Genomic DNA, 25,686 nt, shown 5'->3' on the forward strand with positions numbered 1-25,686 from the left:
CCTATGCTGTTTCGGCAGGCTATGCTGTTATGGCAGGATGGACGTTCGTCTGTAAAACGACATCGGGGAATTGGACGTGGCCCACGCCCATACGGACACGCAAGAGCCCACGCGCAGGGATTTCCTTTACATCGCCACAGGAGCCGTCACCGCAGTCGGTGTCGGTGCCGCCGTTTGGCCGTTCATCGATCAGATGAATCCGGATGCAAGCGTCCAGGCACTGGCGTCGATCGAGGTCGACATCAGCTCGGTGGAAGTGGGGCAGAGCCTCACGGTGATGTGGCGTGGCAAGCCGGTTTTCATCCGGCATCGCACGGACACGGAGATCGAGGAGGCCGACGCCGTCGCGTTGGACGAGTTGCCCGATCCCCTGGCTCGCAACGCCAACCTGCCGGCCGACGATCCGGCGAGCGACGCCAACCGGGCGCACGGCCAGGGCGATTCCCGCCCCGAGTGGCTGCTGATGGTCGGCATCTGCACCCATCTGGGCTGTGTCCCGCTGGGCGAGCAGGGCGACTACGACGGGTGGTTCTGCCCGTGCCACGGCTCGCACTACGATACGGCCGGGCGCATCCGCAAAGGGCCGGCACCGCGAAACCTCGACATTCCGGTGTATGAATTCGTGTCCGACACGCGGATCCGCGTCGGCTAAGCAAACCGGGGGCTGAAGCAGAATCTCATGAGCGGGCACTCGACTGTTCACTACAAGAACCCTGTGGTGCGTTGGATCGACACGCGGTTGCCGATCATCAGCACCATGCAAGTCAACGCGATGGATTTTCCCACGCCGAAGAACCTGAATTACTTCTGGACCTTCGGTGGGATCCTGACGCTGTTCCTCGCCATCCAGATCGTCACCGGCATCGTGCTGGCGATGCACTACACGGCGAACGTGGGCCTGGCCTTCAACAGCGTCGAGCACATCATGCGCGACGTGAACTACGGCTGGCTGATCCGCTACATGCATGCCAACGGCGCGTCGTTCTTCTTCATCGCCGTCTACATCCACATCTTCCGCGGACTCTACTACGGCTCCTACAAGGCGCCGCGCGAGCTCCTGTGGATGATCGGCGTGGTGATCCTGCTGATCATGATGGCCACAGCCTTCATGGGCTACGTGCTGCCGTGGGGCCAGATGAGCTTCTGGGGCGCGACCGTCATCACCAACCTGTTCAGCGCCATCCCGCTGGTCGGCCCGACGATCGTCGAGTGGCTGTGGGGCGGCTTCGCGGTCGGCAACCCGACCCTGAACCGGTTCTTCAGCCTGCATTACCTGCTGCCGTTCGTGCTGGCCGCCGTCGTGTTCCTGCACATCTGGGCGCTGCACGTGCCGGGCAACAACAACCCGACGGGCGTCGAGGTGAAGTCGCCGAAGGACACGGTGCCGTTCCATCCCTACTACACGGTGAAGGACGGCTTCGCGATCGCGGTGTTCCTGATCTTCTTCGCGGCCTTCGTGTTCTACATGCCGAACTATCTCGGCCACACCGACAACTACATCCCGGCGGATCCGCTGGTGACGCCTCCGCACATCGTGCCTGAATGGTACTTCCTGCCGTTCTACGCGATCCTGCGGGCCATCCCCGACAAGCTCGGCGGCGTCATCGCCATGTTCGCCTCGATCGGCGTGCTGTTCATCCTGCCGTGGCTCGACACCTCGCGGGTCAAGTCGGCGAGCTTCCGGCCGCTGTACCGGCAGTTCTTCTGGATCCTCGTCCTGGTGTGCATCGGTCTGGGCTATCTCGGCGCCAAGCCGCCGGAGGGCGTGTACGTGATCGCGTCGCGCATCCTGACGGCCTACTACTTCCTGCACTTCCTGGTCATCCTGCCGCTGCTCGGCATCTTCGAGCGGACGAAGCCGCTGCCCGCATCGATCTCGGAATCGGTCCTGGCCAAGTCCGGAGGCGGCGGCGCGACCGCGGCGGCCGGCGCGGCCTCGGCACCGGAAAGCAGAGGCTGAGGTCGGGGGAATGACGATGACGCCTTTCATGAACAAAGCCATGACCCTTACCCGTATCGCACCGATCGCGCTCGCCGCGGCCATCTCGACGGGGCTCTCCGCCCCGGCCGGGGCGGCGGAAACCGGCGGGCCGGCGCTGAAGAATGTCGAGTTCTCGTTCGAAGGGCCGTTCGGCACGTTCGACCGGGGCCAGCTCCAGCGCGGCTACAAGGTCTATGTCGAGGTCTGCGCGAGCTGTCACTCGATGAACCTTCTGTCCTTCCGCAACCTCGCCGAGGACGGCGGGCCGGGCTTCACCCGGGAACAGGTCGCCGTGCTCGCCGCGGAGTTCCCGCGCGAGGTCGTCGACGGACCGGACGAGGTGGGCGACATGTTCGAGCGGCCGGGCAAGCCGTCGGACCGCTTCCCGCCGCCGTTCCCGAACGATGCGGCCGCGCGGGCCTCGAACAACGGCGCCATGCCGCCGGATTTCTCGGTGCTGGCCAAGGCGCGCGCAGGCGGGCCGGACTTCATCTATTCGCTGCTGACCGGCTACGAGGATCCGCCCGCGCAGATGGAGCTGCGCGCCGGGTCCTACTACAACCCGTATTTCCCGGGTGGGCAGCTCTCGATGGCGCCGCCGCTGATGGATGAACTGGTCGAGTACACCGACGGTTCGCCGATGACGACCGAGCAGTACGCCAAGGACATTTCCGCCTTCCTGATGTGGACGGCCGAGCCCAAGATGGAGGAGCGCAAGCGCCTGGGCTTCCAGGTCATGGTGTTCCTGATCGTGCTGTCGGGGCTGCTGTACTTCTCCAAGAAGAAACTGTGGCGGGACGTCGAACACTGAGTTCGAACCGTCATAGTCCAGATCTAGAAGGGGCCGTTCGCGGCCCCTTTTTCGTTTCTCGGTAGCCGTCGACGTGTCGCTCTTCCCCGCGCACTCCCGCCAGGGCGGGAAAAGGCGGAGAATGGGGGATACACCCGGATGACGGAGCCCGAATCTGCCAGATGCCGATGATGTCCCCCGAGCCCAGCCGTCCCGGCGATATCGTCCCGCTGCGTGAAGCCGTGCGGGTGTGGGCGCGTATCGCGGCGATGAGCTTCGGCGGGCCGGCCGGCCAGATCGCCCTGATGCACCGGGTGCTGGTCGAGGAGAAGCGCTGGATCGGCGACACGCGGTTCCTGCACGCGCTGAACTTCTGCATGCTGCTGCCCGGCCCCGAAGCGCAGCAGCTGGCCGTCTATGTCGGCTGGCTGTTGAACCGAACGCTGGGCGGCATCATCGCCGGCGTCCTGTTCGTCCTGCCCGGCGCGGTGTCGATCCTGGCGCTGAGCATGATCTATGCGGTCTACGGACAGCTCGCGCCCGTCGAATCGCTGTTCTTCGGCCTGAAGGCCGCTGTCCTTGCGATCGTGTTACAGGCGGTCGTGCGGATCGGCGGGCGGGCGCTCAGGAACCGGGTGATGATCGCGGTCGCCGCCGCGTCGCTGGTGGCGATCTACGTCTTCGACGTGCCGTTTCCGCTGATCGTCGCGGCGGCCGGTCTGATCGGCTTCGTCGGCGGCCGCATGGCGCTTCCCGCCTTCCGGACGGAGGGCGGCCCGGGACGGATCGGCAACGAAGTCGCCGACGCCGATACCGTCCTCGGTCTCGATATCCCCGCCCACGCCCGACCGGACCGCGCGTGGAGCGTCCGTATCGCCGTAATCTTCCTCCTGCTGTGGCTCTCGCCGACGGCGGTGCTCCTGGCGGTGGCGGGGCCCGGAAACGTCTTCGCCGACATCGCGACGTTCTTCTCGATGCTGGCGGTGGTGACCTTCGGCGGCGCCTACGCGGTGCTGGCCTGGGTGGCGCAGGCCGCGGTAGACACCTATGGCTGGCTGGCGCCGGGCGAGATGCTGGACGGGCTGGGACTGGCGGAAACGACGCCGGGCCCGCTGATCATGGTCGTGCAGTTCGTCGGGTTCCTGGCGGCGTTCCGCGAGGCGACCGGGCTGCCGCCGCTCGTTGCCGGCACGCTCGGCGCCCTCCTGACCACCTGGGTCACGTTCGCGCCCTGCTTCCTGTGGATCTTCCTGGGCGCGCCCTACGTCGAACGGCTGCGCGGCAACCGGGCACTGTCGGCGGCGTTGGCCACCATCACGGCGGCCGTCGTCGGCGTCATCCTCAACCTGTCGATCTGGTTTTCCCTGCACGTCCTGTTCGCCGAGGTCGCGACCGTGCGGGGACCCGGCATCGCCGTCGACGTGCCCATTCTGTCGACGCTCGATCCCGCCGCCGCGGCCTTGACCGCCGCCGCGGTGGTCGCGGTTTTCGGCCTGCGGCTGGCGATGGGCTGGGTCCTCGTCGCGGCCGCGTTCGCCGGACTTCTCCTTTGGGCAAGCGGCCTGACCGGCGCGTAACGCCGCCGGGCTTTGCGCGGACCGCGCGGACCGCTAAAACCCCTCGACCACACACGAGAAGCGGGCAGGGGACAGAATGACCAAGGCCAAACTGGGCATCATCGGCGGCTCCGGGGTTTACGAGCTTCCGGGCCTGAAGAATCCGCGCTGGGAGCATGTGCCGACGCCCTGGGGCGAGCCATCGGACCAGCTGCATTTCGGCGAGATCGGCGACCTCGAGCTGGTGTTTCTGCCACGTCACGGGCGCGGCCACCGCATTCCCCCCTCCGACATCAACTACCGGGCCAATATCGACGCGCTGAAGCGGGTCGGCGTCACCGACGTCATCTCGATCTCGGCGGTCGGATCGTTCCGGGAGGACCTGTCACCGGGCACCTTCGTGCTGGTCGACCAGTTCTTCGACCGCACGTTCGCCCGCAAGAAGAGCTTCTTCGGGGTCGGCTGCGTCGCCCACGTGGCCTTCTCCCATCCGGTGAGCCCGGGTTTCGCCGACCATGTCGAGGCAGCGGCGCGGGCGGAAAACATTCGGGTCCACCGTGGCGGCACCTACCTGGCCATGGAAGGCCCGCAGTTCTCGACGCTGGCTGAATCGCTGCTCTACAAGTCGTGGGGCTGCGACGTCATCGGCATGACTAACATGCCGGAAGCCAAGCTCGCGCGCGAGGCCGAGCTCTGCTACTGCACGGTCGCCATGGTCACCGACTACGACTGCTGGCATCCCGACCACGGCGACGTCGACGTACCCTCGATTCTGAAGATCGTCGCCGAGAACGCCGACAACGCGCGCCGTCTGGTGCTGAGGCTGGCGACAGACTTCCCGCGCGAGCACCAGCCCTGTCCCATCGGCTCGGACCGCGCGCTCGACACCGCGATCATCACGCCGCCCGAGGCCCGCGACCCGGACCTTGTCGCCAAGCTCGATGCGGTGGCGGGACGGGTGCTGAAGGGCTGATGCCCGCGCGCTGCGGGTTCAGTAGCGGCCGAATTCGCCGAACATCATGCCGACGCCGCCGAACAGGCCCGCGAACACGAACATCAAGAGCGAGATGACGAGCGAAATGATGATCGCCGCCGGGATTGCGGCGAGGCCCCATTTGATGAAGATGACGACGAGCCGGCCGAACGGGATATCGATGTCCGTCAGCGTCACGCGGGAATTCGTTTCCATTTCTGATCTCCTGAATCGCCCGAGAGCAACGCCGAGGGTTGGCGTGTTCGGCGCGTCAAGGCAAGGGGAAGTACGATGACACGGCAGATCAACACGCGGGCGGGCCTCGATCTGAAGGCGCTGATCCGGACGATTCCCGACTACCCGAAGCCCGGGGTGCTGTTTCGCGACGTCACCACGCTGCTGGCCAATCCGGCGGGACTGCGGGCCTCGATCGACGAGCTGATCTGGCCGTTCCTCGGCGCACCGCTCGACCATGTCGCCGGCATCGAGGCGCGCGGCTTCATCCTTGGTGGCGCGGTGGCGCACGAACTCGGCCGCGGCTTCGTGCCGATCCGCAAGAAGGGCAAGCTGCCCTACGCGACGATCGGGCAGGACTACGAGCTGGAATATGGTGTCGATACGGTCGAGATCCACGCCGACGCGATCGGCCCGGGCGACAAGGTGCTGCTGGTCGACGACCTGGTGGCGACCGGCGGCACGGCGGATGCGGCGATCGACCTGATCCGCAAGTCCGGCGGCGAGGTGGTCGCGGCCTGCTTCGTGATCGACCTGCCGGATCTGGGGGGCGCCGAGCGGCTGCGCCGCAAGGGCGTCACCGTCCATACGCTGCTGGCGTTCGAAGGCGAATAGGGGCCGAGGGCGAATAGGCGAGGGCGAATAGGGGCGCCCGACGACGCCCCCTAGGGCGCTCCGGAAGGCCGCGTCAGGCGATGGGGCGGCGGCCCATGAAGAAGCGGCCGTGGAAGCTGAGGACGCGGTCGTCGTTCTGGTTATGGCCTTCGGCCAGATAGGTGACGATCCCCCATTCCGGGCGCGAGGCGGATTCGCGCCTGTCCACGATCTCCCAGGAATAGGTGATGGTGTCGCCGACATAGACGGGACGCGGCCACTTCAGGTCGAAGATGCCGGGGGAGGGGCCGAACTTCGGCGTCGGCCCACCCGCCGCAGCGGCGTCCTTGGTGCGCTGATTCAGGTCGTCGACATTGAGCCGCATCCATGTGCAGGCGGTGTGCCAGCCGCTCGCGCACAGGCCGCCGAACAGGCTCTCGCGCGCGGCATCGGCGTCGATGTGGAAGGGCTGCGGGTCCCAGCGGCTGGCAAACGCGATGATTTCGTCGGCGGTGAAGGTGTGGCTGCCGATGTCCGCCTTGAAGCCGATCTGGGCGTCCTCGAAGTAGATCACGATGCCGCCTCCGCGTGCTGGCGCCGGCCGAACATGATCGGGTTCTCGACCACCATGATCGTCTCGTCGTTCTGGTTGGTCATCTCGAAGCGGAAACGGACGATGCCGATTCCGGGCCGGCTGTTCGATACGCGCGCATCCAGCACGGTGTAGCGGATGCTCAGGTCGTCGCCGGGGCGCAACGGCCTGAGCCAGCGCACGTCGTCGACGCCGGGCGAGCCGGCGGACGTCGAGTCGATCAGGAACCCGTCGCACATGCCGCGCATCAGCAGGCAGATCATGTGCCAGCCCGAGCCCGTGAGCCCGCCGAGGATGCTCGCCTTGCCGGCCTCCTCGTCGAGGTGCATCGGCTGCGGGTCCCAATCGGCGGCGAAATCGACGATGTCCTCCTTCGACACCCGGGTACGGTGGAACACGACGCTGTCGCCGGGCGTGAAGTCCTCGAATGCTTTTCGTGTGCTACCGATCATTCCGATTGCCCCCGTCAGGCCGCGAAGCGGAAATGGAACACGTCGCCATCCTGGACGACGTACTCCTTGCCCTCCAGCCGCATCTTGCCAGCCTCTTTCGCGCCCGTCTCGCCGTTGCAGCGGATAAAGTCGTCGAAGGAGATGGTCTCGGCGCGGATGAAGCCCTTTTCGAAATCGGTGTGGATCTCGCCGGCGGCCTGCGGCGCGCGGGCGCCGCGATGCACGGTCCAGGCGCGCGCCTCCTTCGGGCCGATGGTGAAGAAGGTGACGAGGTGCAGGAGGTCGTAGCCGGCGCGGATCAGCCGGTTGAGGCCCGGTTCCTCCAGCGAGAGGGTTTCCAGGAACTCGGCCCGCTCGTCGGCGGGCAGCAGCGCGATCTCGGCCTCGATCTTGGCGGAGATGACGACGCAGGCCGCGTCTTCGGCGGCGGCGCGCTCCTCGACCTTGCGGGAATGGGCGTTGCCGGTTGCCGCCGACGCCTCGTCGACGTTGCAGACATAGAGCACGGGCTTGGAGGTCAGTAGGTTCAGCGCCTCGAAGGCCTTGCGTTCCTCGTCCGCGATCTCGACCAGGCGGGCGGGCTTGCCGTCGCGCAGCTTCTCCAGCGCGCGGTTGACGAGCTCCTGAGAGAGCTTGGCTTCCTTGTCGCCGCCGCGGATCCGCTTCTCCAGCGTCGGCAGCCGCTTCTCTAGGCTCTCGAGATCGGCGAGCATCAGCTCGGTCTCGATGGTCTCGGCGTCGGCGAGGGGATCGATGCGGCCCTCGACGTGGGTGACGTCGTCGTCCTCGAAACAGCGCACCACGAAGGCGATCGCGTCGACTTCGCGGACATGGCCGAGGAACTGGTTGCCGAGCCCTTCACCCTTGGAGGCGCCGCGCACGAGGCCGGCGATATCGACGAAGGTCAGCCGTGTCGGGATGATCTCGGCGGACTTGGCGATGCGGGCAAGCTCGCTCAGGCGCGGATCGGGAACCGCGACCTCGCCGACATTCGGCTCGATGGTGCAGAAGGGATAGTTCTCCGCCTGCGCCGCCGCGGTCTGGGTCAGCGCATTGAAGAGCGTCGACTTGCCGACGTTGGGAAGTCCGACGATACCGCACTTGAAGCCCATGCGATCAGCTCTCCGCTTTACCCGCCGTGCGCCCGTTGTCGGCCTTGTCCTGACTGCCGAGCGCGATGGCGACCCTGTTCATGAATGTGGAATCGTCGCCGACGGCCAGACGAGGCGCGTTGTCGGCGACGGCAACGAGGAGGGGGCCAAGCCAGTCCCTGTCCGCCTTGGAGAAATCGGACAGGACGTGACGCTGGACCTGCTCCTTGCGGCCGGGGTGGCCGATACCCAGGCGCACCCGTTTGAAGTCCGGTCCGATATGCGAAATGATCGAGCGGATGCCGTTGTGACCGGCAGCGCCGCCGCCGGTCTTCACGCGGACCTTGCCGGGCGCGAGATCGAGCTCGTCGTAGAACACGATCACCTCGCCCGGCGTCTTCTTCAGCCAGCGCATCGCCTCGCCGACGGAGCGTCCGGACTCGTTCATCCACGTCATCGGCTTCAGCAGCATGGCGCGGACATCACCGAGCGATCCCTCGCCGACCTGACCCTGGAACCGGCTGCGCCAGCCGGAAAAACGATGCAGGTCGGCGATGGCGTCGATGGCCATGAAGCCGATATTGTGGCGATTGCCTTCGTATTTCGGCCCGGGATTTCCGAGGCCGACCATCAGCACCATGAGCCCGATCACCTGTCCGGCGGGCCGGCAGGCGATCCTTACTCGGACTCGCCTTCCGGAGCCTTGGCTTCCGCAGCCGCACCTTCCTCGGCGCCTTCCTCGGCCGCCGCTTCCTCTTCGCTCTTCAGAGCGGCCGGGGCGGCAACGGTGGCGACGGTGAAGTCACGGTCGGTAATGGTCGGCGTCACGCCTTCCGGCAGGGCAATCGCCGAGATGTGCAGCGAGTCGCCGATGTCGAGGCCGGTCAGATCCGCGACGATTTCGTCGGGAATGGCGTCGGCCGGCGCGTTCACCTCGATCTCGTGGCGAACCACGTTGAGGACGCCGCCGCGCTTGATGCCGGGGCTCTCTTCCTCGTTGACGAAGTTCACCGGGATCTCGACGGCGATCGTGGCGCCCTTGGTCAGGCGCAGGAAATCGACGTGGACCGGGAAATCCTTGACGGGATCGAGCTGGAAGTCGCGCGGCAGGGCACGAACCTTCTTGCCGTCGACGTCGATCTCGAACACGGTCGTCAGGAAGTGCCCGCCCTTGATCTTCAGGGCGATTTCCTTGTGGTCGAGCGTGATGGGGGTGGCAGATTCCTTGCCGCCGTAGATAACGGCGGGAATGCGTCCAGCGCGACGTTCGGCACGGGCGGCCCCCTTGCCGACCCGTTCGCGCGCCGCCGCCTTGAGCGAAACGGTCGCTGACATGTCGTAGTCTCCTCGAAATGAAAGGGCCGACCAATCGGGCCGGCTCCGGTTGCCCGTCTCCTCCAGGGGTGCGGACGGGCACGCGAGAGGGCTTATAAGGCAGGCGGGGCCTGGAGGCAAGAAGCCGCGACGGCGGTCCGTGACCCGGCGGTCTTGACCCTGCGTTACGTGACAAACGCCGCATCACGGCGCATGGTCGCGGGCAGACGGGTGCCGGAACGGAGATGGCGATGCTGGAAATATGGGGCCGGACCAATTCTATCAATGTCCAGAAGGTGATGTGGACGGTGGGTGAGATCGGTCTCGCGCATGTGCGCCACGATGCCGGGGGCGCCTACGGCGTGGTCGATACCGAGGACTATGCCGCGCTCAATCCGAACCGGCTGGTGCCGACAATCCGCGACGGCGACGTGGTGCTGTGGGAGTCGCACGTGATCGTCCGGTACCTCGCGGCGAAATACGATGACGGCGGGCTTTGGCCGACCGATCCGGCGGTTCGCGCCAATGCCGACCGCTGGATGGACTGGACGGCGAGCACGCTGAACGCACCGATGCGCACGGTGTTCTGGGGGCTGATCAGGACGCCGGTCGAGCAGCGCGACGATGCGGCGATCAAGGCCGGCGTCATCGCGCTTGGCCGGGCGTTCATCCTGCTCGACGCCGCGCTGGAAGGCCGCGACCATGTGGCGGGCGAACGGCTGACGATGGGCGACATCCCGGTGGGATGTGCGACCTATCGGTATTTCGGGCTCGACATCAAACGTCCCGATCTGCCGAACGTCGAGACGTGGTACGCGGGCCTCGCCGAAAGGCCGGCCTTCCGGGAACACGTGATGCTGCCGCTGACGTAACGCAGGCGCGCGCCGCCGGATTCAAAGGGACAACATACGAGAGGAGTACGATGTCGGATACGCAGCACACGAAGACCTTCCTGATCACCGGTGCCTCGTCCGGCATCGGCGCGGCCACGGCCCGCGCTGCCGTCGCGGCCGGCTATCGGGTTGCGCTGGCGGCGCGCTCCACCGACAGGCTTGCCGCGCTGGCCGAGGAACTCGGCGGACCGGACAGGGCGATTGCGGTTGCCTGCTACGTCGCCGACCACACCGCCCAGCAGGCGATGGTCGCGGCGACGCTTGCGGCGTTCGGCCGGATCGATGTGGTTCTCGCCAATGCTGGCATCGGCTCGACGGCGGCGGGCATCGAGACCGGCGACCCGGACAACTGGCGGGAGATGATCCTCACCAATTTCTACGGGCTGGCGCTGACGGCCAAGGTGTGCCTGCCCGAAATCCGCAAACGCCGGGGCCACATCCTGCTGCTGGGTTCGCGCGCCGGACGCCGCACGATCAAGGGGTCGATCTACGGCGCGACCAAATGGGCGGTGACCGGGCTTGGATACAACCTGATCGACGAACTCGAGGGCACCGGGGTGCGCTGCACGCTGATCGAGCCGGGGATGGTCGATACGCCGTTCTTCGAGACCCCCAAACCCGATGCGCTCAAGGCCGAGGACGTGGCGAACGCGATCCTCTACGCGGTGTCGCAGCCCGCTCACGTGGACGTGTCGGAAATCCTGGTGAAGCCGACGTCTCACTGAACGCTCCTGACGGCGCCTTGTCAGGAGACCTGTCGTAACAACGACGGGGAACACCTTCACTTGGAGACATGCATGTCCGTCCTGAGCCACATCACCCTGGGGACCAACGACAGCGAACGCGCCGGCCGCTTCTACGATGCGGTTCTGGGCGTTCTCGGCTTCGATCGCCTGGCCAAGCCGGCCGGCGCGCCGCCCGCCTACGAAAGGGACGGCCGGATGCCGACCATCTACATCTACACGCCGGAAGACGGACGCCCGGCGACGTGGGGAAACGGGACGCATGTGGCGTTCGTCGCCGAGACCCGCGCGCAGGTGCACCGCTTTCACGAGCTCGCGTTGCAGCATGGCGGAATGGACGAAGGACAGCCGGGGCCGCGCCCGCACTACGGCGACACCTACTATGCCGCCTATGTGCGCGACCCGGACGGCAACAAGCTGCAAGCGGTGTGCTACACGACCGGCTAGCCGGTCGCGGTCATCCGCTGGCGGCCGGCGGCGAACGGGGTCAGTCGAACAGGCTCGACACAGACTCTTCGCTGGCGGTCCGGCCGATCGCCTCGCCGATCAGCGGCGCGATCGACAGGACGCGGATGTTGTGGGCGACACGGACGGCTTCCGTCGCCTGGATCGAATCGGTAATCACCAGTTCGGCCAGTCGCGAGGCGGTGATGCGGGCCACCGCGCCGCCGGACAGGACGCCATGGGTGATGTAGGCGTGAACGCCCGTCGCTCCCTTGGCGAGCAGCGCGTCGGCGGCGTTGCACAGGGTGCCACCGGAATCGACGATGTCGTCGACCAGCATGCACGTCATGCCCTCGACATTGCCGATGATGTTCATGACCTCGGATTCGCCGGGACGCTCGCGGCGCTTGTCGACGATGGCGAGCGGGGCGTCGATGCGCTTGGCCAGTCCGCGCGCGCGCACCACGCCGCCGACATCGGGGGAGACGACCATCAGTTTGGAAAGGTCGAAGCGCTCCTTGATGTCGCGCACCATGACCGGCGAGGCGTAGAGATTGTCGGTCGGGATATCGAAGAAACCCTGGATCTGGCCGGCATGCAGATCCATGGTCAGCACGCGGTCGGCGCCGGCGCGGGTGATCAGGTTGGCGACCAGTTTCGCCGAGATCGGCGTGCGGGCGGCCGGTTTGCGGTCCTGGCGGGCATAGCCGAAATAGGGGATCACCGCGGTGATGCGCTTGGCCGAGGCGCGGCGCAGCGCATCCGTGATGATCAGCAGTTCCATCAGGTTGTCGTTGGCCGGGAACGACGTCGACTGGATGACGAAGACATCCTCGCCACGGACGTTCTCCTGGATCTCCACGAACACTTCCATGTCGGCGAAGCGCCGCACCTGGCATCGGGTGAGAGGCGAATTCAGATAGGCGGCAATCGCCTCGGCGAGGGCCCGGTTCGAGTTGCCTGCGACGAGTTTCATATTTTTTCCCAAGCCCATGGCCGCTGAAAGAAATGCGGGGTCGGCGGGACGACCGCGCGGCGCGGGCTAAATAGCAAGGCCTAGGACAAGGTGCAAACGGGAATCGGGGCCGATGTCGTCGCGGGCCGGTCAGCAGCACCGCGGTGCCGTAGCGTCATCCGTCTGTATGGGGGGACAGGGCACGTCGCCATAGGAGCAGAACACGCAGCAATCGCCGGGCCTGGGCCGCAGCAGGGCGTGACAGCCAGTGCATTCGTAGAAATACACGCAGGCGTTGTCCGGCATCTCCTCGGACTGCCGGTGCCCGCATTTCGGGCATGTGAGGGTCGAGGTGCGATTCACCATCCCGGGCATTTTCATCTTCGCCTCAGGCACACCGCCGTCCGAGCGAAATCGCTCGCGGGCGCGGCTGTGAAAGCCCAAGTCTAAGGCCGTAGTCTGAGGTTCTAGTCTACTGGCCCTGCGGGATCAGCGCCAGCACGCCCGGGGCAGCGGACGCCGCCGCGGTGTCGGCGGAGGTTCCCCAGGTGGCATCAAGCGCGCCCTGCGTGAACTTGCCGATCTGGCGGACGCTGCCCAGGGCCTTGCCGCCGCGCTCGGCGACGGACCAGATGATCGCGACGATCTGGCTGCCGCGCACCGGCGGAGCGACGGTGGCTTCGCCGCCGATCACGTAGTCGGCGTCCCGCTTGCTGGCGACGCGGGCGCCGCCGGCGGCTTCGAGTTGGCCTGACAGGGCGTAGGTCAGTGCCTTGGCGCCGTCGCCGGTCGCGCCGGCCACGCCCGACAGAAAGTAGGTGAAGCGCGGCGGCTCGGGCACGGCGGCGGAGTCCACCATGGCGGTGGCCGCCGGATGGAGCGTGGCGGCGTCGGGAATGCGTCCGCCGCGTCCCGTCGCCATCGCCTGGGTCTTGGTCAGGCCGGCGCGGGTTCCCGCGGTCGGGGCTTCGGCGTAGGAGGAGCCGGCGCCGGGCGGCGACGGGTCGCTGGCTAGGGCCGTGGTGGGCGTGCCGCTATCGAGCCAGCTGCGCAATTCCTCGACCGTCTGGCGGGCCATTTTCTTCAGCGTCTCGTCCGGAATGGCCGACCAGGGATCGGGCAGGGCGGCGGGAACGGATTCGGTTCCCGCGATCCGGTGCACGCGGGTGCCCTCGGCGTTGAAGATGTCCCAGACGTAGCTGACGTCGGTCGTTCCGCCCCGGGCCACGGCATTGAAATAGCCCTTGATGCGGAACGTCACGTCGGGTTTGTCGCGGCCGATGATCGGCAGGTTGCTGGCGGCGGCGCCGGCGCCGAGTTCGGTTGCCAGCACCGTGGCGCGCTCCTCGGGAATGCCGACGACCGGCTCGAAGGCCAGTGCCGTCTTCGTGGCGGCCGGGGCCTGGCCGGCCGGCGGCGTCGCCTCCGCAGTCGGCGGTGTTCCGGTCGCCGGGCCGTTCGTCTGGCAGCCGCCGAGCAGGCCCGCGACGATCGCGAGGCTCAGCAATGCCGTCCGGCGAAATCCGGTTATTGATGCTACGGAAACCATCTTCCTGACCGTCGACGCCTTGTCCGCGTATTACGGCCCCCGCCGCCTGCGGTTCGTATCGCTATTTGACGATGAGGTCCAGCGAGGCCTTGGACAACGGTTCGCCGCCCGATTCCGTCACCAGCGAGGTGCGGCCGAGGCACATGGCGATCCCGGTGTCGGAATCCATGATGATCATGTGCGCGAACATCACCATACCCTGTTCCAGAACCCAGGGGTTGCCGGCGTAGAACATCGGCCAGTCCATCCAGGACGGGGTGAATTTGGCGCCAAGCGAGTAGCCGCAGGCGGCCAGGCGATGCTGTTCGAGCCCGTGGGCGTCCATGACGCGGGCGTGGGCGTCGAAGACCTCGCCGGCGGTGCGGCCCGGGGCGATGGTTGCCTCGACCTCGCGCAATGCGTCCAGCGCGGCGGCGTGAAGCGCGACGTGCCGATCGCTCGCTGCGCCGATGCACACGGTGCGCATCAGGGCCGCGTGATAGTGGCGGTAGACGCCGGCCCATTCCAGCGTGATCTGGTCCTGCCGGTCGAGCGTGCGCCGGCCCGCCTTGTAGCGGCAGAGCAGAGCGTCGGCGCCGGAGCCGATGATGAACTCGTTGGCCGGATAGTCGCCGCCGCCGGCGAAGACCGCACCCTGCATGGCGGCCAGCACCGCGCCTTCGTCTGCGCCGGGCGCGATTTCGGTGAGGGCTGCGTCATAGGCGGCATCGCCCAGTTCCGCCGCCTTGCGCACGTAGGCGATCTCTGCGGGTGACTTCACCGCGCGCAGGCGGGTGACGAGCCGGGAGGCGTCCTCGAGCGTGCAGACGCCGTCCAGGGCAGCGTCGACGGCACGGCCGTTGGCGGCGACGAGGCCGTGGCTCTCATACTCGACGCCGAGCCGCTTGCCCCGGGCGCCGAGCGCGGCGAGCATGTCCTTGAGCTGCCCGGCGGGCGTCGCGCCGTCGGCGTCGGTCCAGATGCGGATGTCGGCGATGTTCGAGGTGTGCTGCGCCTGGCGCAGGTCGGCCGAGCGGGTCAAAAGCGCCGTCGTGCCGTCCGTGTCGACGTAAAGGCACTGGAAGAAGCAGAAGCCGAACGTGTCGTAGCCGGTCAGCCAGTACATCGATTCCTGGGAGAACATCAGCAGGCCGTCGAGGCCGGCCGCCTCCAGCGCCGCATCGAGCCGCCGGCGGCGTGTCGCAAATTCCGCTTCGTCGAAATGCAGGGCCATCGCCGCTCACTCCTCCAGCGCTCTCACTCCTCCAGCGCGATCGCGGCGATCAAACGCCCGTAGTCGGGCTCGCGGCGATGCGTGGTGCGGCGGAAGGAAAAGAACGTGTCCTCTTCGGCGTAGGTGCAGCGGCGCAGATCGACCACGGTGCCGACATCGGCGTGCCCCAGCCGGTCGGCGGCATAGGCCGGCAGGTCGAAATGCGGTTTACCCGCGTTGCCCCCGGCAGTCTCCGGTTCGGCGAAGTAGCGCGCGTTGGCGGGATCGGCGGCGAGGAAATTGTCGCGGAAGTCGTGGCCGACCTCGTAGTTGGCCTGCGAGATCGTGGGTCCGATCACGGCGACGATGCGCTCGCGCCGGGCGCCGAGCCGCTCCATCGCCGCAACGGTCGATTCGAGCACCCCGGCGAGCGCGCCGCGCCAGCCGGCATGGGCGCCGCCGACGACCTTCGCGATAGGATCGGCGAACAGGACCGGCGTGCAGTCGGCCGTCGAGATGCCGAGCGCCAGCCTCGGCACCGCCGTGACGACGGCGTCGGCTTCGGGGCGGTCGTCTTCGGCCCAGGGCCTGTCGACGACCAGCGCGACGTCGGAATGATACTGCCAGGGCGTCACCAGTCGGTCGCGGGAGACCCCCATCGCATCGGCGACGCGGCCCCGGTTCTCGTGAACGCGGGCGGGATCGTCCTTCGAGCCAAGGCCGATATTGAGGCTTCCGTAGACGCCTTCCGAGACGCCGCCGTGGCGGGTGAAGAAGCCGTGGCGGATGCCCGGCAGGGCGAGGGCGCCAGCTTCAATCTTCATGGGCGTCAATCTTCATGGGGGCGATCTTCAGGGGCGTCGATCTTCAGGGGCCGCGATGTTGCTGTCGAATGCGGCGCGGTCATGGCGTTCCGGTACGGCAGGGACGGTGGCGCGAAGCCGGGGGCGTGTCAAACGCCCGGCACGTCCTGACGTGTTTCCTGTCATTTTTCCTGCGGGGGGAGCGGATCACCGATCCTCGTATGGTGGCGGCGGCGCCATTCCCGGCGAGGCGAGGGCCAGCACCTTGAACAGGGTGCCCATGGCGCCGGCGCCGGTGAGGCGCTCGAGCGCGAGCGTGAGGTCTTGGGCCGCGGCGCCCGACGCGCGCAGCCGCTCGGCGCGCAGGCCGATGCCGAGCGCGGACAGGAACGAGCCCTGGGTGATCGGCCCGAAGGCGGCCGCACCCGTCGCCGTCGCGGCTTTTGCGAGCGCGGCGAAGTCGACATGGGCGGTCAGGTCGGCCTCGCCGGGGGCGTCCAGCGGGTCGGCGAACGTCTTGCCGCGCAGGGCCTGCAGGCTGTCGCCGTGGGCGGGCTCGCGATAGCCGTAGTCGACGATCAGGGCGAGGCCGGGATCGGTCGCGAGCCGTGCGCCGATCCTGCCGGCGATGTCGCTGGCGGCGGGGCAGTCCTCCAGGACCGTTCCCTCGGCGGCGTCGCGCAGGCCGTCAGGAATGTCTTCGGCGGGAACGGCGGGACCGTCGACGAAGGCGAGCTTGTCGCCGGGGCCGATGGCGACCATCACGTCGCGCCATTCGCCGCCGCGCATGACGCGCTGACGGATCGGCAGGGCGTCGAAGAACTCGTTGGCGACCAGCAGCATCGGTCCGGCAGGCACCGTGTCGATCGAATCGTGCCAGGTGGCGGAGACCCCGGCTTCGTTCAGGCGATACGCCTGGGCGGCGCGCAGGCGCGGGCTGGTCTCGACCAGATGGATGTCGACGGCCTCGATTAACGCGGGCAGCACCTTGAAGGTGCGCAGCATGTCGAGCATCAGCGTCGCCCGGCCCGGTCCCAGCTCTACCAGCCGGACGGGGGCGGGCGAACCCATCGCCTGCCAGCCGTGGGCAAGCACCGCGCCGACGATCTCGCCGAACATCTGGCTCACCTCGGGGGCGGTGGTGAAGTCGCCGGCGGCGCCGATCGCCGGCTTCGCCATGTAGTAGCCGTGTTCGGGATGGCCGAGGCAGAGCGCCATGTAGCGCTCCAGCGGCAGCGGGCCGGCTTTCGCGATCTCCGCGCGGATGAGCGCCTCGAGCGCGTTCATGCCGTGCGCTTGGGCCGCATCAGGGCGAAGGCGATGATGGCGAGGCCGATCAGCACCATCGGCAGGGACAGGAGCATGCCCATCGTGAGCCCGCCCCACAGGAAGCCGATATGGGCGTCGGGCATGCGGAACTGCTCGCCGATGATGCGGGCGATGCCGTAGCCGGCCAGGAAGGTGCCGGTCGTCAGCCACGGGCGGTTCAGGCTCTCGAAGCGATGGGTCAGAATCCGGAGCACCAGGAACAGGATCAGCCCTTCCATCAGCGCCTGGTAGAGCTGGCTGGGGTGGCGCGGCTCGGGGCCGGCGAGCGGGAATACCATCGCCCAGGGCACGTCGGCCGGCCGGCCCCAGAGCTCGCCGTTGATGAAATTGGCGATGCGGCCGAGCATCAGGCCGATGGGCGTCGCCGCCGCCGAGATGTCGGCCATCGCCGAGACTGGGCGGCCGCGCCACCACGCGAAGACCAGCACCGCGAGCACGACGCCGAGAAAGCCGCCGTGGAACGACATGCCGCCGGCCCATACCTGCAGGATCTCGGCAGGATGGGCGATGAAATAGGCCGGGTTGTAGAACAGCACGTAGCCGAGGCGGCCGCCGAGGACGACGCCGAGGGTGATCCACAGGATGAGGTCGTCGACGTCGCGCTTCTCCAGTGGCGAGGTGCCGCCCCAAAGACGCGCGTTGGAGACCAGGCGGAGCATGTACCACCAGGCAAACAGGATGCCGGCAACATAGGAGAGCGCGTACCAGCGGATGGCGAAGGGACCGAGCTCGATGGCAATGGGATCGATCGCCGGAAAGGGCAGGACGAATAAGGACATCTGGGCCTCCGGCGGCTTGTTGCGCCGGGCTTCGGGCCCGGCCGAGCGCGATCAAACGGGTGCCTGAGCTTTAGGGGCGCGCGCACGGCGAGGCAAGGGCATGGGCGGGAGATCCACGGCACCCTGCGGGAAAGCGATCGGGCAAACAGCGCCTGTCGGCCGGAGCGGTGCATGCGTTTCCCGTTTGCCTCTGCGTAAAAAATCCGCAGCCAACGAAAGAAGTTCGTAACTTTCGTTTTGGGACATGCCTTGCGGATGCCGCATTGCGCTGCCATACGACATACGCCGGTACGGCCCGCGGTGGGGCGTACCCTCAGGATTTCGGTCAGGACTGTCCTCCTAGGGGGGTGAATGGTTACCTATCCCGAATGTCTGAGATTGTCGGGCCGGACGTCGCGGCCCGGGTCTTTGGTTTGAATTCGACGGAATTCGGGACAGGAGTTTCCCATGCGCCAAAATGGCACCGTGAAGTTCTTCAATCATTCGCGCGGCTTCGGGTTCATCACGCCGGACGAGGGCGGCAAGGACGTCTTCGTGCACATCACTGCACTCGAGCGTTCCGGTCTGCCGGCCCTCGACGAAGGCACCAAGGTGAGCTTCGAAATCGAGGAAGATCGGCGCGGTCGTGGGCCCCAGGCCGTCGGCATCGAGCTGGCCTAATCGCTTCCAGCGATCAAAGAAATACCGCAGCGCCGCCGGAGTAATCCGGCGGCGTTCGCGTTGATGGGCGCAACTCAAGACGTATTAGCCGGGCTTCGGCCGTCGTCTTGAACTCCGGCATCGGTGTGCCCATTGTCTGTAGAGCGAATCGACAACAGGGAGTCGGGCGCATGGCGCTCGAAACCAGCATGGTGCAGTCCAGCAATCGCATCCTCGACGAGTTCGCGCGTTTCATGACCGACGCGGCGGGCGTCGCCAAGGGCGTTCGCTCGGAAGTGGAGACCGTCGTGCGCACCCAGGCCGAGAAGGTGCTGCGGGACCTCGACGTGGTCCAGCGCGAGGAGTTCGAAGCCGTCAAGGCGATGGCAACCAAGGCGCGCGAGGAAAACGAGGCGCTGAAGAGCCGTATCGCCGCGCTGGAGAGTGCGGCCGGCATCGAGACACCGGCGGCGGCGCCGAAGAAGGCCGCCCCCCGGAAGACGACGGCGCGCAAACCGGCATCAACAAGAAAATCGCCCGCAGCGAAAACCAAGGAGTGAGGCGGGTTGGCACAATTCGCGACGGGTCTATGGCGCCATCGTTAACAGAGCGTTAACGGAAAACATCCATAACAAGTAGCCGACCCTGTTCTGGCCACGATATATTGGCCCTATGCCGCGATTCGCCTCTGTGCCGCGACGATACGCCCGACGGGAAGTGGCCCCGGAACAAGCCTCTTTGCCCGATCACCAGGCCGGCCTTTGCCGGCCCGTTTTTGTTTCTCCCGGACCGATGGCAGCCGGTCCGGTTGCTCCGCCCACGCCCAACGACCGAGAGGACAGGCCATGACACTCGTCGTCGATTACGGCACCGAACGCCTGATCAACCCCGTCGATACGATAGAGCAGATCGCGGCGCTCAACGACTGGTCCTTCGACCGGTCGGGCGATCACGAGATTACCATTTCGGTCACCGGCAACTGGACCGACTATCACATCTCCTTCACCTGGATGGACGATCTGGAGGCGCTGCATCTTGCCTGCGCCTTCGATCTGAAGGTTCCCGACGCGCGCCGGCGCGAGGTGATGGACCTGATGGCGCGCATCAACGAGCAGCTCTGGATCGGACATTTCGACCTGTGGGCGCAGGAAGGCGTGGTGATTTTCCGCCACGCGCTGCCGCTGGTGGGAACCGAGACGAGCCCGCGCCAGTGCGAGGCGCTGCTGGATGCCGCGGTCGACACCTGCGAGCGCTACTTCCAGGCCTATCAGTTCGTCGTCTGGGCCGGCAAAACCGCCAATGAGGCGATCGAATCCGCCCTGTTCGAGATCGCGGGGCACGCGTGAGCCTCGAAACGTTCGGCCCCGTCCTGCTCGTCGGGGCCGGGAAGATGGGCGGGGCGATGCTGGAAGGCTGGCTCGAGCGCGGCCTGCCGCCGGCCAATCTGACGGTGCTCGATCCCGTTCCCTCCGCCGAGCTGTCGGCGCTTGCCGCGGGCAAGGGGTTTCATCTCAATCCGGTCAGTTCGACCACGCCGCCGCAGATCGCGGTGATCGCGGTGAAGCCGCAGGTGATGGACGACGTGCTCGCCGGCGTCGCGGCGCGCATCCCCGGGGCTTGTGCCGTGGTGTCGGTGGCCGCCGGCAAGACCATCGCCAATCTCGCCCGGCATTTCCCGTCCGGCCAGCCGATCATCCGCACGATCCCGAACACGCCGGCCGCGATCGGACGCGGCATCACCGTGTGCGTGGCCAATGGCGATGTCGACGCCGGACAGCGCGCGGCGGCAACGTCGCTGCTGGAGGCTTGCGGCGAAGTCGCCTGGATCGATGACGAGGCGTTGATGGACGCAGTGACGGCGGTATCGGGCTCCGGACCCGCCTACGTGTTCCTGCTCGCCGAATGCCTGGCCGAGGCCGGCGTGAAGGCGGGGCTGTCGGCCGACCTCGCCATGCAACTTGCCCGCGTCACCGTGTCCGGGGCCGGCGAGCTGCTGCACCGCTCCGATCTCGATCCCGCGACGCTTCGCAAGAACGTCACCTCGCCGGGCGGCACCACGGAAGCCGCGTTGCGGGTCCTGATGGGCGAGGCGGGGCTGGGAGAGCTGATGAGCGACGCGGTTGCCGCCGCCACGAAGCGCGGCAAGGAACTGGCGGGTTAAAGCCGGTCGCGGCGCATCGCCGCCTTGCGTGTCCGCGCGCATAGCCTATCTTTCCGTGCCGGAGGTGCCGATGGCCCGGAAGACCACGAAAGCGAAACCCCAGCCGGCGAAAACCCAGACGGCGAAGACGCCGGACGACATCGTCGACGCGGCGCTCGGGCTTGCCGCCGAGCAGCCCTGGGACGAGGTTCGGCTCACCGATATCGCCGCGCGGGCGGGCGTGTCGCTGTCGGCGCTTCGTGCCGCCTTCGACGGCAAGATCGCCATCCTCGCCGCCTTCATCCGGCGCATCGACCAGGCGGTGCTCGACGCGCTCGATCCCGAGCTCTCCGACGAGCCGGCCCGCGAGCGGCTGTTCGACGTGCTGATGACGCGCTTCGATGCGCTGATGCCCTACAAGGAGGCGGTGCGGTCGATCGCCGGCAGCTTCGAGCGGCGGCCCGGCGACCTGATCGCCATGAACCCCATCGCGGTGCGGTCGATGGTGTGGATGCTCGAGGCCGCGGGCATCGACACGAGCGGGCGGCTCGGCATGGTCGGCGCGCAGGGGCTCGCCGTCGCCTTCGGGCGGACCTTGCGGGTCTGGCTGAAGGACGACGACCCGGGCATGGCGCGCACCATGGTCGAGCTCGACCGCAGGCTGACGGAGGGCGGGCGCTGGATGCGCCGGCTCGAGGGGCTGGCGAGCTTCGCCGACGCCATCGACCGGGTGCGCCGCGGCCGTCGCCGTCGGCGGCGCCGCTACGACGCGGATCCGGAGCCGGGCGAGGAATACGGCGGCGGCATCTGACCTTGCCGCTGCGGCACGGACCGTGCTAGGCGCCTCGCCTGGAGGTGACGACCATGACCGATGCCGCAGACTTCATCGCATTCGACGACTTTCTCAAGGTCGACATCCGTGTCGGCACCGTCGTGCAGGCCGAGCCGTTTCCCGAAGCGCGCAAGCCGGCGATCAAGCTGTGGATCGACTTCGGGCCGGAGATCGGCACCAAGAAGACCTCGGCGCAGATCACCAGGCACTACACGCCCGAGAGCATTCTCGGCGAGCAGGTGGCCGCCGTCGTCAACTTCCCGCCGCGCCAGATCGGCAAGTTCATGTCGGAGGTGCTCACCCTCGGCTTTCCCGACGAGGACGGCGAGGTGGTGCTGATCCGGCCCGGGCGTCTGGTGCCCAACGGCGGCCGGCTGTACTGACCCGGCCTCACTCCCCGGCCGGTTGCGGCGCGGCGCGCGGCGCGCGCATGCCGCCGGGCAGCAGCAGCGCCATCGCGAAGACCACGGCCATCGCGCCGCCCAGCAGCATCAGCAGGGCCGTCGACGAGCCGGTGCGCTCGTGCAGCACCGCGATCATCGGCACGATGCCGGAGCTGACGCCGAGCGTCAGCAGGAACTGGATCGAGTAGACCCGCGAGCGCCAGGCCGGCGCCACGTAGTGGCCGATCAGCCAGGCGCCGACCGGGATCTCGCCGAAGACCGCCAGCATCAGCGGCACCGAAACCAGAACGGCGAGAGCGCCGTCGACCTGCGCCAGAACGAAGAACAGGACGGCCTGCAGCCCGGTCAGCGAAAACATGATCGGCTTGGCGCCGATCCGGTCGAGCAGGCGGCCGACCGGAAGCTGCGTGAAGGCGGCGAGCGCGAAGACCAGCGAGGCATAGGCGCCGATCGCCGCGACGCCGGACGCGCCATCGAGCCCGCCGGACAGGCGTTCCTCGAAGATCTTCGGCAGGGCGACGGTGACGCCGTTGAAGGCGATGCCGCCGAACAGGCTGGCGACGAACACGACGGCCAGCACGCGGAGCCGGTCGCCATTTGTCGCCTCGACCGATTTCGGGCCCCCGGCGCCATCGGCGTCCAGCACGACCGCCGGCAGCCACGCGAACGCGATCCCGAGCGTGACCGTCAGCGCGCCCGGCACGATGAACGCCGCGCGCCAGCCGAGATAGCCCGCCAGCAGGCCGGTGGCGCCGGCGGCCGCGGCGACGCCGAGATTGCCGTAGACGCCGTTGACGCCTAGGGCGCGGCCGGTCCGGGCGGCGAGCCGCACGATCATCGCCGTGCCGACGGGATGATAGATCGAGGCGAAGGCGCCGATGCCCGTCAGGCCGAGCGCCAGCGTTATCGGCCCCGCCGCCAGGCCGGTGGCGATCGAGGAAAGGCCGAGGCCGAGGAAGAAGGCGGCCATGAGCGGCTTGTCGCCGTAACGGTCGCCGAGCCAGCCGGCCAGCGGGGTGCACAGCGCGAAGGCGATGAACCCCGGGGTGCCGAGCGCCAGCGCCTCGCCATAGCTCATGTCCCAGGTGGGATGGATCGCCAGCACCGCCGTCGGGAAGATCAGCAGGAAGTAGTGATCCAGAAAGTGGGCGATGTTGACGAAGCGCAGGGTCCGGTTCATCTGGGCCGCTCGGCGAAACAGGCGAATTTGGCTCAGCCTAGCACCGGGCCGTGTTGCCCGCTTGCGCAATCCGGTCCGGTAGTGTCGAATTCGTGCCAATGTCGGACCTGCCGGACATCAAGACCTGGGCCAACGACTATCCGCGCGGCCACGTCATCGCGCTGCACGCCCACGCCTTCTGCCAGCTCGTGTTCGCCAAGCGCGGGGCGATGCGGGTCAAGGCGCGCGGCGGGACCTGGGTGGTGCCGCCGGGACGCGCGCTGTGGATGCCGGCGCGCGAGCCGCACGAGGTCTTCTGCCGGACCGAGGTGGCGATGCGGACGGTCTATATTTCCGACAGCGTGCGCCTGCCGTTCGTCGCCAGCTTCGCGGTGCTGGGCGTCAGCGCGCTGATGCGCGAGCTGATCGTGCGGCTTGTCGAGGGGCCGGTGGCCGACGGCACCCGGCCGCACCTGCTGGCGCTGCTGATCGCGGACCTCAAGACCGGCCCGGTGATGCCGCTCAACCTGCCGGAACCGGCCGACGAGCGGCTCGCCCGCGTGGCGGGGCTGCTGATGGAGGACCCCGCCGATAGGCGCGGCCTCGACGACTGGGCGGCGGCGGCCGGCATGGCGCGGCGCAGCTTCGCCCGGCGTTTTGCGGCGGATACTGGCTTGAGCTTCGGAGCGTGGCGGCGACGGCTGCGGCTGCTGGGCGGCATCGAGCGGCTGGCCGCCGGCGAGCCGGTGACGGCCGTCGCGCTCGAGGCGGGATACGACAGCACCAGCGCCTTCATCCACGCCTTCCGGCGCGAGTTCGGCGTGACGCCCGGACGGTATTTCGGCGCGGGTCCCTAGACCGGCAGCCGCACGGTCGCGCGCAGGCCGCCCAGCGGGCTGTCGGACAGGGTGATGTCGCCGCCGTGGCTGCGCACCGCGTCGCGGGCGATCGCCAGGCCCAGGCCGGTGCCGCCGCTTTCCTGGTTGCGCGAGTCGTCGAGCCGGTAGAACGGCTTGAACACTGCCTCGCGCAGCTCCGCGGGAACGCCGGGTCCGTTGTCCTCGATGATCACGGTCAGCCACATGTCGCCGCGCACGCCGGAAATCCTGACCTCGTCGCCGTAGCGGCAGGCGTTGTCGACGAGATTGGCGAGGCCGCGCTTCATGGTCTGCGGCTTCGCCGTCACCGTCGGCTCGCCGGAATAGCTGACCGTGGCCTTGTGGCCGGACCGCTCGGCGTCCGACTTCAGCGTCTCGAGCAGGGCGGGCACGTCGACGGGTTCCGATTGTTCGCCGGAATCGCCGCGGGCGAATGCCATGTATTCCTCGAGCATGTGCTGCATCTCGTCGACATCGGCCGTCATCATCTCGATCTCGGGCGAGTCGCCGAGCAGGGCGAGCTCCAGCTTGAAGCGGGTCAGGATCGTCCGCAGGTCGTGACTGACGCCGGCCAGCATCGTTGTGCGCTGTTCGATCTGGCGCTCGATGCGCCGTTTCATCTCGAGGAAGGCGAGGGCGGCCTGGCGGACCTCACGGGCGCCGCGCGGACGGAAATCCTCGACGTCGCGGCCCTTGCCGAAGGTCTCGGCGGCCTCGGCAAGCCGCAGGATCGGCCGGATCTGGTTGCGCAGGAAGGCCACCGCGACGGCAAGCAGCACGAGCGAGGCGCCGACCATCCAGACGATGAAGATATGCGAGTTCGAGGCGTAGGCCTGGCTGCGCCGGGCGAACACGCGCAGCACCGCATCGTCCAGCTTGATGCGGATCTCGACGAGATTGGACTTGCCGACGGTGTCGATCCAGAAGGGCCGGCCGATCTGACGGGTGATCTCCTCGCTCAGCGTCCGGTCGAGCAGAGAGAAGAACGGCTTGGGGCCGGCCGGGGGAAGCGGGTCGGGCGGCAGGAACGAGATCGACAGGCCGAAGTCGTCGGCGGCGAGGCGCACCAGTGTCTGGTTGTCGGCGTCCCGCGGGAAATTCTCGTAGACGGTGATGATCGCCTTGATCTCCTGCGTCACCGCCTCGGACAGGCGCGCGGTGACCTGTTGCCAGTGTCGCTCCATGAATACGAAGGCGACGACGGCCTGCAGGATGACGATCGGCAGGATGATGATCAGCAGCGACCGGGCGAACAGGCCCTTCGGCATCAGGCTGGCCACGCCACGCCAGAACCAGCGCCAGATGTTGCGGCCGGCGCGGGCAGGACGGGTGATGTCGGCGATCGATGCCATTACGGCTCCGGGGACGCT

At 67.7% G+C, this 25,686-nt stretch carries 31 protein-coding genes; 16 read left to right on the forward strand and 15 right to left on the reverse strand.

The genetic code is table 11. From position 1 onward, the window contains the following. Positions 1–76: 76 nt before the first annotated feature. The 5 genes from petA to MUB46_RS08740 all read left to right on the forward strand — a co-directional run bounded on the left by petA (position 77) and on the right by MUB46_RS08740 (position 5,300). Complete coding sequence (gene petA, locus MUB46_RS08720) at positions 77–652, forward strand: ubiquinol-cytochrome c reductase iron-sulfur subunit (RefSeq protein ID WP_261615493.1); 576 nt, start codon at positions 77–79, stop codon at positions 650–652. Positions 653–679: 27 nt separating this feature from the next. Then, the gene (locus tag MUB46_RS08725) at positions 680–1,960 is read left to right on the forward strand and encodes a cytochrome b (protein ID WP_261615494.1); all 1,281 of its coding nucleotides are present in this window, start codon (positions 680–682) and stop codon (positions 1,958–1,960) included. Positions 1,961–1,988: 28 nt separating this feature from the next. Then, on the forward strand, positions 1,989–2,792 hold the full coding sequence (locus MUB46_RS08730) for a cytochrome c1 (protein ID WP_261615495.1): 804 nt from the start codon (positions 1,989–1,991) through the stop codon (positions 2,790–2,792). Between the two features lie 161 nt (positions 2,793–2,953). After that, positions 2,954–4,348 carry a chromate efflux transporter gene (gene chrA, locus MUB46_RS08735; RefSeq protein ID WP_425256227.1) on the forward strand — a complete coding sequence of 465 codons (1,395 nt, stop codon included), beginning with the start codon at positions 2,954–2,956 and terminating at the stop codon, positions 4,346–4,348. Between the two features lie 76 nt (positions 4,349–4,424). Then, positions 4,425–5,300, forward strand: coding sequence for an S-methyl-5'-thioadenosine phosphorylase (locus MUB46_RS08740; RefSeq protein WP_261615496.1), 876 nt, complete (start codon positions 4,425–4,427; stop codon positions 5,298–5,300). 18 nt (positions 5,301–5,318) lie between these two features. Here MUB46_RS08740 and MUB46_RS08745 read toward each other — a convergent pair whose 3' ends face one another. Further along, entirely contained in the window at positions 5,319–5,516 is a 198-nt protein-coding gene (locus tag MUB46_RS08745; RefSeq protein ID WP_261615497.1) for a hypothetical protein, read from the reverse strand. Between the two features lie 87 nt (positions 5,517–5,603). On the opposite strand from MUB46_RS08745, the gene MUB46_RS08750 reads away from it, so the two are divergent. After that, positions 5,604–6,149: an adenine phosphoribosyltransferase gene (locus MUB46_RS08750; protein ID WP_425256235.1), complete on the forward strand. Its 546-nt coding sequence runs from the start codon at positions 5,604–5,606 to the stop codon at positions 6,147–6,149. 73 nt (positions 6,150–6,222) lie between these two features. On the opposite strand, the gene MUB46_RS08755 is transcribed toward MUB46_RS08750, so the two are convergent. Genes MUB46_RS08755 through MUB46_RS08775 form a run of 5 tightly spaced genes read right to left on the reverse strand, consistent with a single transcriptional unit; the run spans position 6,223 to position 9,598 of the window. Further along, positions 6,223–6,699 (reverse strand): MaoC family dehydratase, encoded by a 477-nt coding sequence (locus tag MUB46_RS08755; RefSeq protein ID WP_261615553.1) that lies wholly within the window; start codon positions 6,697–6,699, stop codon positions 6,223–6,225. Beyond that, on the reverse strand, positions 6,699–7,172 hold the full coding sequence (locus MUB46_RS08760; protein ID WP_261615499.1) for a MaoC family dehydratase: 474 nt from the start codon (positions 7,170–7,172) through the stop codon (positions 6,699–6,701). The genes MUB46_RS08755 and MUB46_RS08760 overlap by 1 nt, the downstream gene beginning before the upstream one ends. 14 nt (positions 7,173–7,186) lie before the next feature. Then, entirely contained in the window at positions 7,187–8,284 is a 1,098-nt protein-coding gene (ychF, locus tag MUB46_RS08765; protein ID WP_261615500.1) for a redox-regulated ATPase YchF, read from the reverse strand. A gap of 4 nt (positions 8,285–8,288) precedes the next feature. Further along, positions 8,289–8,915, reverse strand: coding sequence for an aminoacyl-tRNA hydrolase (pth, locus tag MUB46_RS08770; RefSeq protein WP_425256228.1), 627 nt, complete (start codon positions 8,913–8,915; stop codon positions 8,289–8,291). 26 nt (positions 8,916–8,941) lie between these two features. Beyond that, the gene (locus MUB46_RS08775) at positions 8,942–9,598 is read right to left on the reverse strand and encodes a 50S ribosomal protein L25/general stress protein Ctc (RefSeq protein ID WP_261615501.1); all 657 of its coding nucleotides are present in this window, start codon (positions 9,596–9,598) and stop codon (positions 8,942–8,944) included. 230 nt (positions 9,599–9,828) lie between these two features. Here MUB46_RS08775 and MUB46_RS08780 point away from each other — a divergent pair, with 230 nt between their 5' ends. The 3 genes from MUB46_RS08780 to MUB46_RS08790 all read left to right on the forward strand — a co-directional run bounded on the left by MUB46_RS08780 (position 9,829) and on the right by MUB46_RS08790 (position 11,660). Then, positions 9,829–10,449: a glutathione S-transferase family protein gene (locus tag MUB46_RS08780; protein WP_261615502.1), complete on the forward strand. Its 621-nt coding sequence runs from the start codon at positions 9,829–9,831 to the stop codon at positions 10,447–10,449. A gap of 50 nt (positions 10,450–10,499) precedes the next feature. After that, positions 10,500–11,195 (forward strand): SDR family oxidoreductase, encoded by a 696-nt coding sequence (locus tag MUB46_RS08785; protein WP_261615503.1) that lies wholly within the window; start codon positions 10,500–10,502, stop codon positions 11,193–11,195. Positions 11,196–11,267: 72 nt separating this feature from the next. Further along, the gene (locus tag MUB46_RS08790) at positions 11,268–11,660 is read left to right on the forward strand and encodes a VOC family protein (protein WP_261615504.1); all 393 of its coding nucleotides are present in this window, start codon (positions 11,268–11,270) and stop codon (positions 11,658–11,660) included. A 40-nt stretch (positions 11,661–11,700) separates the two neighbouring features. Here the strand turns inward: MUB46_RS08790 and MUB46_RS08795 are convergent, their stop codons facing one another. From MUB46_RS08795 to lgt, 7 genes are all read right to left on the reverse strand, one after another. Beyond that, entirely contained in the window at positions 11,701–12,633 is a 933-nt protein-coding gene (locus MUB46_RS08795; RefSeq protein WP_261615505.1) for a ribose-phosphate pyrophosphokinase, read from the reverse strand. A 129-nt stretch (positions 12,634–12,762) separates the two neighbouring features. Further along, on the reverse strand, positions 12,763–12,978 hold the full coding sequence (locus MUB46_RS08800) for a GDCCVxC domain-containing (seleno)protein (RefSeq protein ID WP_261615555.1): 216 nt from the start codon (positions 12,976–12,978) through the stop codon (positions 12,763–12,765). A 106-nt stretch (positions 12,979–13,084) separates the two neighbouring features. Continuing rightward, positions 13,085–14,119, reverse strand: a complete 1,035-nt coding sequence (locus MUB46_RS08805; RefSeq protein WP_261615506.1) for a hypothetical protein — start codon at positions 14,117–14,119, stop codon at positions 13,085–13,087. 103 nt (positions 14,120–14,222) lie between these two features. After that, positions 14,223–15,374, reverse strand: a complete 1,152-nt coding sequence (locus MUB46_RS08810) for a M24 family metallopeptidase (RefSeq protein WP_261615507.1) — start codon at positions 15,372–15,374, stop codon at positions 14,223–14,225. Between the two features lie 23 nt (positions 15,375–15,397). Continuing rightward, on the reverse strand, positions 15,398–16,177 hold the full coding sequence (gene pgeF / locus MUB46_RS08815; protein WP_261615508.1) for a peptidoglycan editing factor PgeF: 780 nt from the start codon (positions 16,175–16,177) through the stop codon (positions 15,398–15,400). A 186-nt stretch (positions 16,178–16,363) separates the two neighbouring features. After that, positions 16,364–17,443 (reverse strand): class I SAM-dependent methyltransferase, encoded by a 1,080-nt coding sequence (locus MUB46_RS08820; protein WP_261615509.1) that lies wholly within the window; start codon positions 17,441–17,443, stop codon positions 16,364–16,366. Continuing rightward, positions 17,440–18,264, reverse strand: a complete 825-nt coding sequence (lgt, locus tag MUB46_RS08825) for a prolipoprotein diacylglyceryl transferase (protein ID WP_261615510.1) — start codon at positions 18,262–18,264, stop codon at positions 17,440–17,442. The genes MUB46_RS08820 and lgt overlap by 4 nt, the downstream gene beginning before the upstream one ends. A gap of 447 nt (positions 18,265–18,711) precedes the next feature. On the opposite strand from lgt, the gene MUB46_RS08830 reads away from it, so the two are divergent. The 6 genes from MUB46_RS08830 to MUB46_RS08855 all read left to right on the forward strand — a co-directional run bounded on the left by MUB46_RS08830 (position 18,712) and on the right by MUB46_RS08855 (position 22,258). Further along, a complete protein-coding gene (locus MUB46_RS08830) occupies positions 18,712–18,924 on the forward strand; it encodes a cold-shock protein (RefSeq protein ID WP_261615511.1) in 213 nt (70 codons plus the stop codon). A 188-nt stretch (positions 18,925–19,112) separates the two neighbouring features. Beyond that, positions 19,113–19,463, forward strand: a complete 351-nt coding sequence (locus MUB46_RS08835; protein ID WP_261615556.1) for an accessory factor UbiK family protein — start codon at positions 19,113–19,115, stop codon at positions 19,461–19,463. Between the two features lie 285 nt (positions 19,464–19,748). Beyond that, positions 19,749–20,249, forward strand: coding sequence for a type III secretion system chaperone family protein (locus MUB46_RS08840; RefSeq protein ID WP_261615512.1), 501 nt, complete (start codon positions 19,749–19,751; stop codon positions 20,247–20,249). Beyond that, a complete protein-coding gene (gene proC, locus MUB46_RS08845; RefSeq protein ID WP_261615513.1) occupies positions 20,246–21,064 on the forward strand; it encodes a pyrroline-5-carboxylate reductase in 819 nt (272 codons plus the stop codon). The genes MUB46_RS08840 and proC overlap by 4 nt, the downstream gene beginning before the upstream one ends. A gap of 70 nt (positions 21,065–21,134) precedes the next feature. Then, the gene (locus tag MUB46_RS08850) at positions 21,135–21,854 is read left to right on the forward strand and encodes a TetR/AcrR family transcriptional regulator (protein WP_261615514.1); all 720 of its coding nucleotides are present in this window, start codon (positions 21,135–21,137) and stop codon (positions 21,852–21,854) included. A 53-nt stretch (positions 21,855–21,907) separates the two neighbouring features. Further along, a complete protein-coding gene (locus MUB46_RS08855; protein WP_261615515.1) occupies positions 21,908–22,258 on the forward strand; it encodes a tRNA-binding protein in 351 nt (116 codons plus the stop codon). 7 nt (positions 22,259–22,265) lie between these two features. On the opposite strand, the gene MUB46_RS08860 is transcribed toward MUB46_RS08855, so the two are convergent. Continuing rightward, positions 22,266–23,459: an MFS transporter gene (locus MUB46_RS08860; RefSeq protein WP_261615516.1), complete on the reverse strand. Its 1,194-nt coding sequence runs from the start codon at positions 23,457–23,459 to the stop codon at positions 22,266–22,268. Positions 23,460–23,557: 98 nt separating this feature from the next. Here MUB46_RS08860 and MUB46_RS08865 point away from each other — a divergent pair, with 98 nt between their 5' ends. After that, complete coding sequence (locus MUB46_RS08865) at positions 23,558–24,295, forward strand: AraC family transcriptional regulator (RefSeq protein WP_261615517.1); 738 nt, start codon at positions 23,558–23,560, stop codon at positions 24,293–24,295. Here MUB46_RS08865 and MUB46_RS08870 read toward each other — a convergent pair. Beyond that, positions 24,292–25,668, reverse strand: a complete 1,377-nt coding sequence (locus MUB46_RS08870; protein WP_261615518.1) for an ATP-binding protein — start codon at positions 25,666–25,668, stop codon at positions 24,292–24,294. The genes MUB46_RS08865 and MUB46_RS08870 overlap by 4 nt on opposite strands. Positions 25,669–25,686 lie beyond the last annotated feature (18 nt).

The organism is Microbaculum marinisediminis, from assembly GCF_025397915.1.
In the GTDB taxonomy this organism is placed as follows: domain Bacteria; phylum Pseudomonadota; class Alphaproteobacteria; order Rhizobiales; family Tepidamorphaceae; genus Microbaculum; species Microbaculum marinisediminis.

What these genes read in the sequence shown, in the direction of transcription:
- MUB46_RS08725 (WP_261615494.1), top strand. Translation starts at nt 680, where the DNA reads ATGAGCGGGCACTCGACTGTTCACTACAAGAACCCTGTGGTGCGTTGG.
- MUB46_RS08830 (WP_261615511.1), top strand. Translation starts at nt 18,712, where the DNA reads ATGCGCCAAAATGGCACCGTGAAGTTCTTCAATCATTCGCGCGGCTTC.
- MUB46_RS08835 (WP_261615556.1), top strand. Translation starts at nt 19,113, where the DNA reads ATGGTGCAGTCCAGCAATCGCATCCTCGACGAGTTCGCGCGTTTCATG.
- MUB46_RS08860 (WP_261615516.1), bottom strand. Translation starts at nt 23,459, where the DNA reads ATGAACCGGACCCTGCGCTTCGTCAACATCGCCCACTTTCTGGATCAC.
- MUB46_RS08870 (WP_261615518.1), bottom strand. Translation starts at nt 25,668, where the DNA reads ATGGCATCGATCGCCGACATCACCCGTCCTGCCCGCGCCGGCCGCAAC.
- lgt (WP_261615510.1), bottom strand. Translation starts at nt 18,264, where the DNA reads ATGTCCTTATTCGTCCTGCCCTTTCCGGCGATCGATCCCATTGCCATC.
- chrA (WP_425256227.1), top strand. Translation starts at nt 2,954, where the DNA reads ATGCCGATGATGTCCCCCGAGCCCAGCCGTCCCGGCGATATCGTCCCG.
- MUB46_RS08745 (WP_261615497.1), bottom strand. Translation starts at nt 5,516, where the DNA reads ATGGAAACGAATTCCCGCGTGACGCTGACGGACATCGATATCCCGTTC.
- MUB46_RS08850 (WP_261615514.1), top strand. Translation starts at nt 21,135, where the DNA reads ATGGCCCGGAAGACCACGAAAGCGAAACCCCAGCCGGCGAAAACCCAG.
- MUB46_RS08810 (WP_261615507.1), bottom strand. Translation starts at nt 15,374, where the DNA reads ATGGCCCTGCATTTCGACGAAGCGGAATTTGCGACACGCCGCCGGCGG.
- MUB46_RS08740 (WP_261615496.1), top strand. Translation starts at nt 4,425, where the DNA reads ATGACCAAGGCCAAACTGGGCATCATCGGCGGCTCCGGGGTTTACGAG.
- MUB46_RS08790 (WP_261615504.1), top strand. Translation starts at nt 11,268, where the DNA reads ATGTCCGTCCTGAGCCACATCACCCTGGGGACCAACGACAGCGAACGC.
- pgeF (WP_261615508.1), bottom strand. Translation starts at nt 16,177, where the DNA reads ATGAAGATTGAAGCTGGCGCCCTCGCCCTGCCGGGCATCCGCCACGGC.
- MUB46_RS08795 (WP_261615505.1), bottom strand. Translation starts at nt 12,633, where the DNA reads ATGAAACTCGTCGCAGGCAACTCGAACCGGGCCCTCGCCGAGGCGATT.
- MUB46_RS08775 (WP_261615501.1), bottom strand. Translation starts at nt 9,598, where the DNA reads ATGTCAGCGACCGTTTCGCTCAAGGCGGCGGCGCGCGAACGGGTCGGC.
- MUB46_RS08840 (WP_261615512.1), top strand. Translation starts at nt 19,749, where the DNA reads ATGACACTCGTCGTCGATTACGGCACCGAACGCCTGATCAACCCCGTC.
- MUB46_RS08865 (WP_261615517.1), top strand. Translation starts at nt 23,558, where the DNA reads ATGTCGGACCTGCCGGACATCAAGACCTGGGCCAACGACTATCCGCGC.
- MUB46_RS08820 (WP_261615509.1), bottom strand. Translation starts at nt 17,443, where the DNA reads ATGAACGCGCTCGAGGCGCTCATCCGCGCGGAGATCGCGAAAGCCGGC.
- MUB46_RS08800 (WP_261615555.1), bottom strand. Translation starts at nt 12,978, where the DNA reads ATGGTGAATCGCACCTCGACCCTCACATGCCCGAAATGCGGGCACCGG.
- MUB46_RS08855 (WP_261615515.1), top strand. Translation starts at nt 21,908, where the DNA reads ATGACCGATGCCGCAGACTTCATCGCATTCGACGACTTTCTCAAGGTC.
- MUB46_RS08780 (WP_261615502.1), top strand. Translation starts at nt 9,829, where the DNA reads ATGCTGGAAATATGGGGCCGGACCAATTCTATCAATGTCCAGAAGGTG.
- ychF (WP_261615500.1), bottom strand. Translation starts at nt 8,284, where the DNA reads ATGGGCTTCAAGTGCGGTATCGTCGGACTTCCCAACGTCGGCAAGTCG.
- MUB46_RS08730 (WP_261615495.1), top strand. Translation starts at nt 1,989, where the DNA reads ATGAACAAAGCCATGACCCTTACCCGTATCGCACCGATCGCGCTCGCC.
- MUB46_RS08760 (WP_261615499.1), bottom strand. Translation starts at nt 7,172, where the DNA reads ATGATCGGTAGCACACGAAAAGCATTCGAGGACTTCACGCCCGGCGAC.
- MUB46_RS08785 (WP_261615503.1), top strand. Translation starts at nt 10,500, where the DNA reads ATGTCGGATACGCAGCACACGAAGACCTTCCTGATCACCGGTGCCTCG.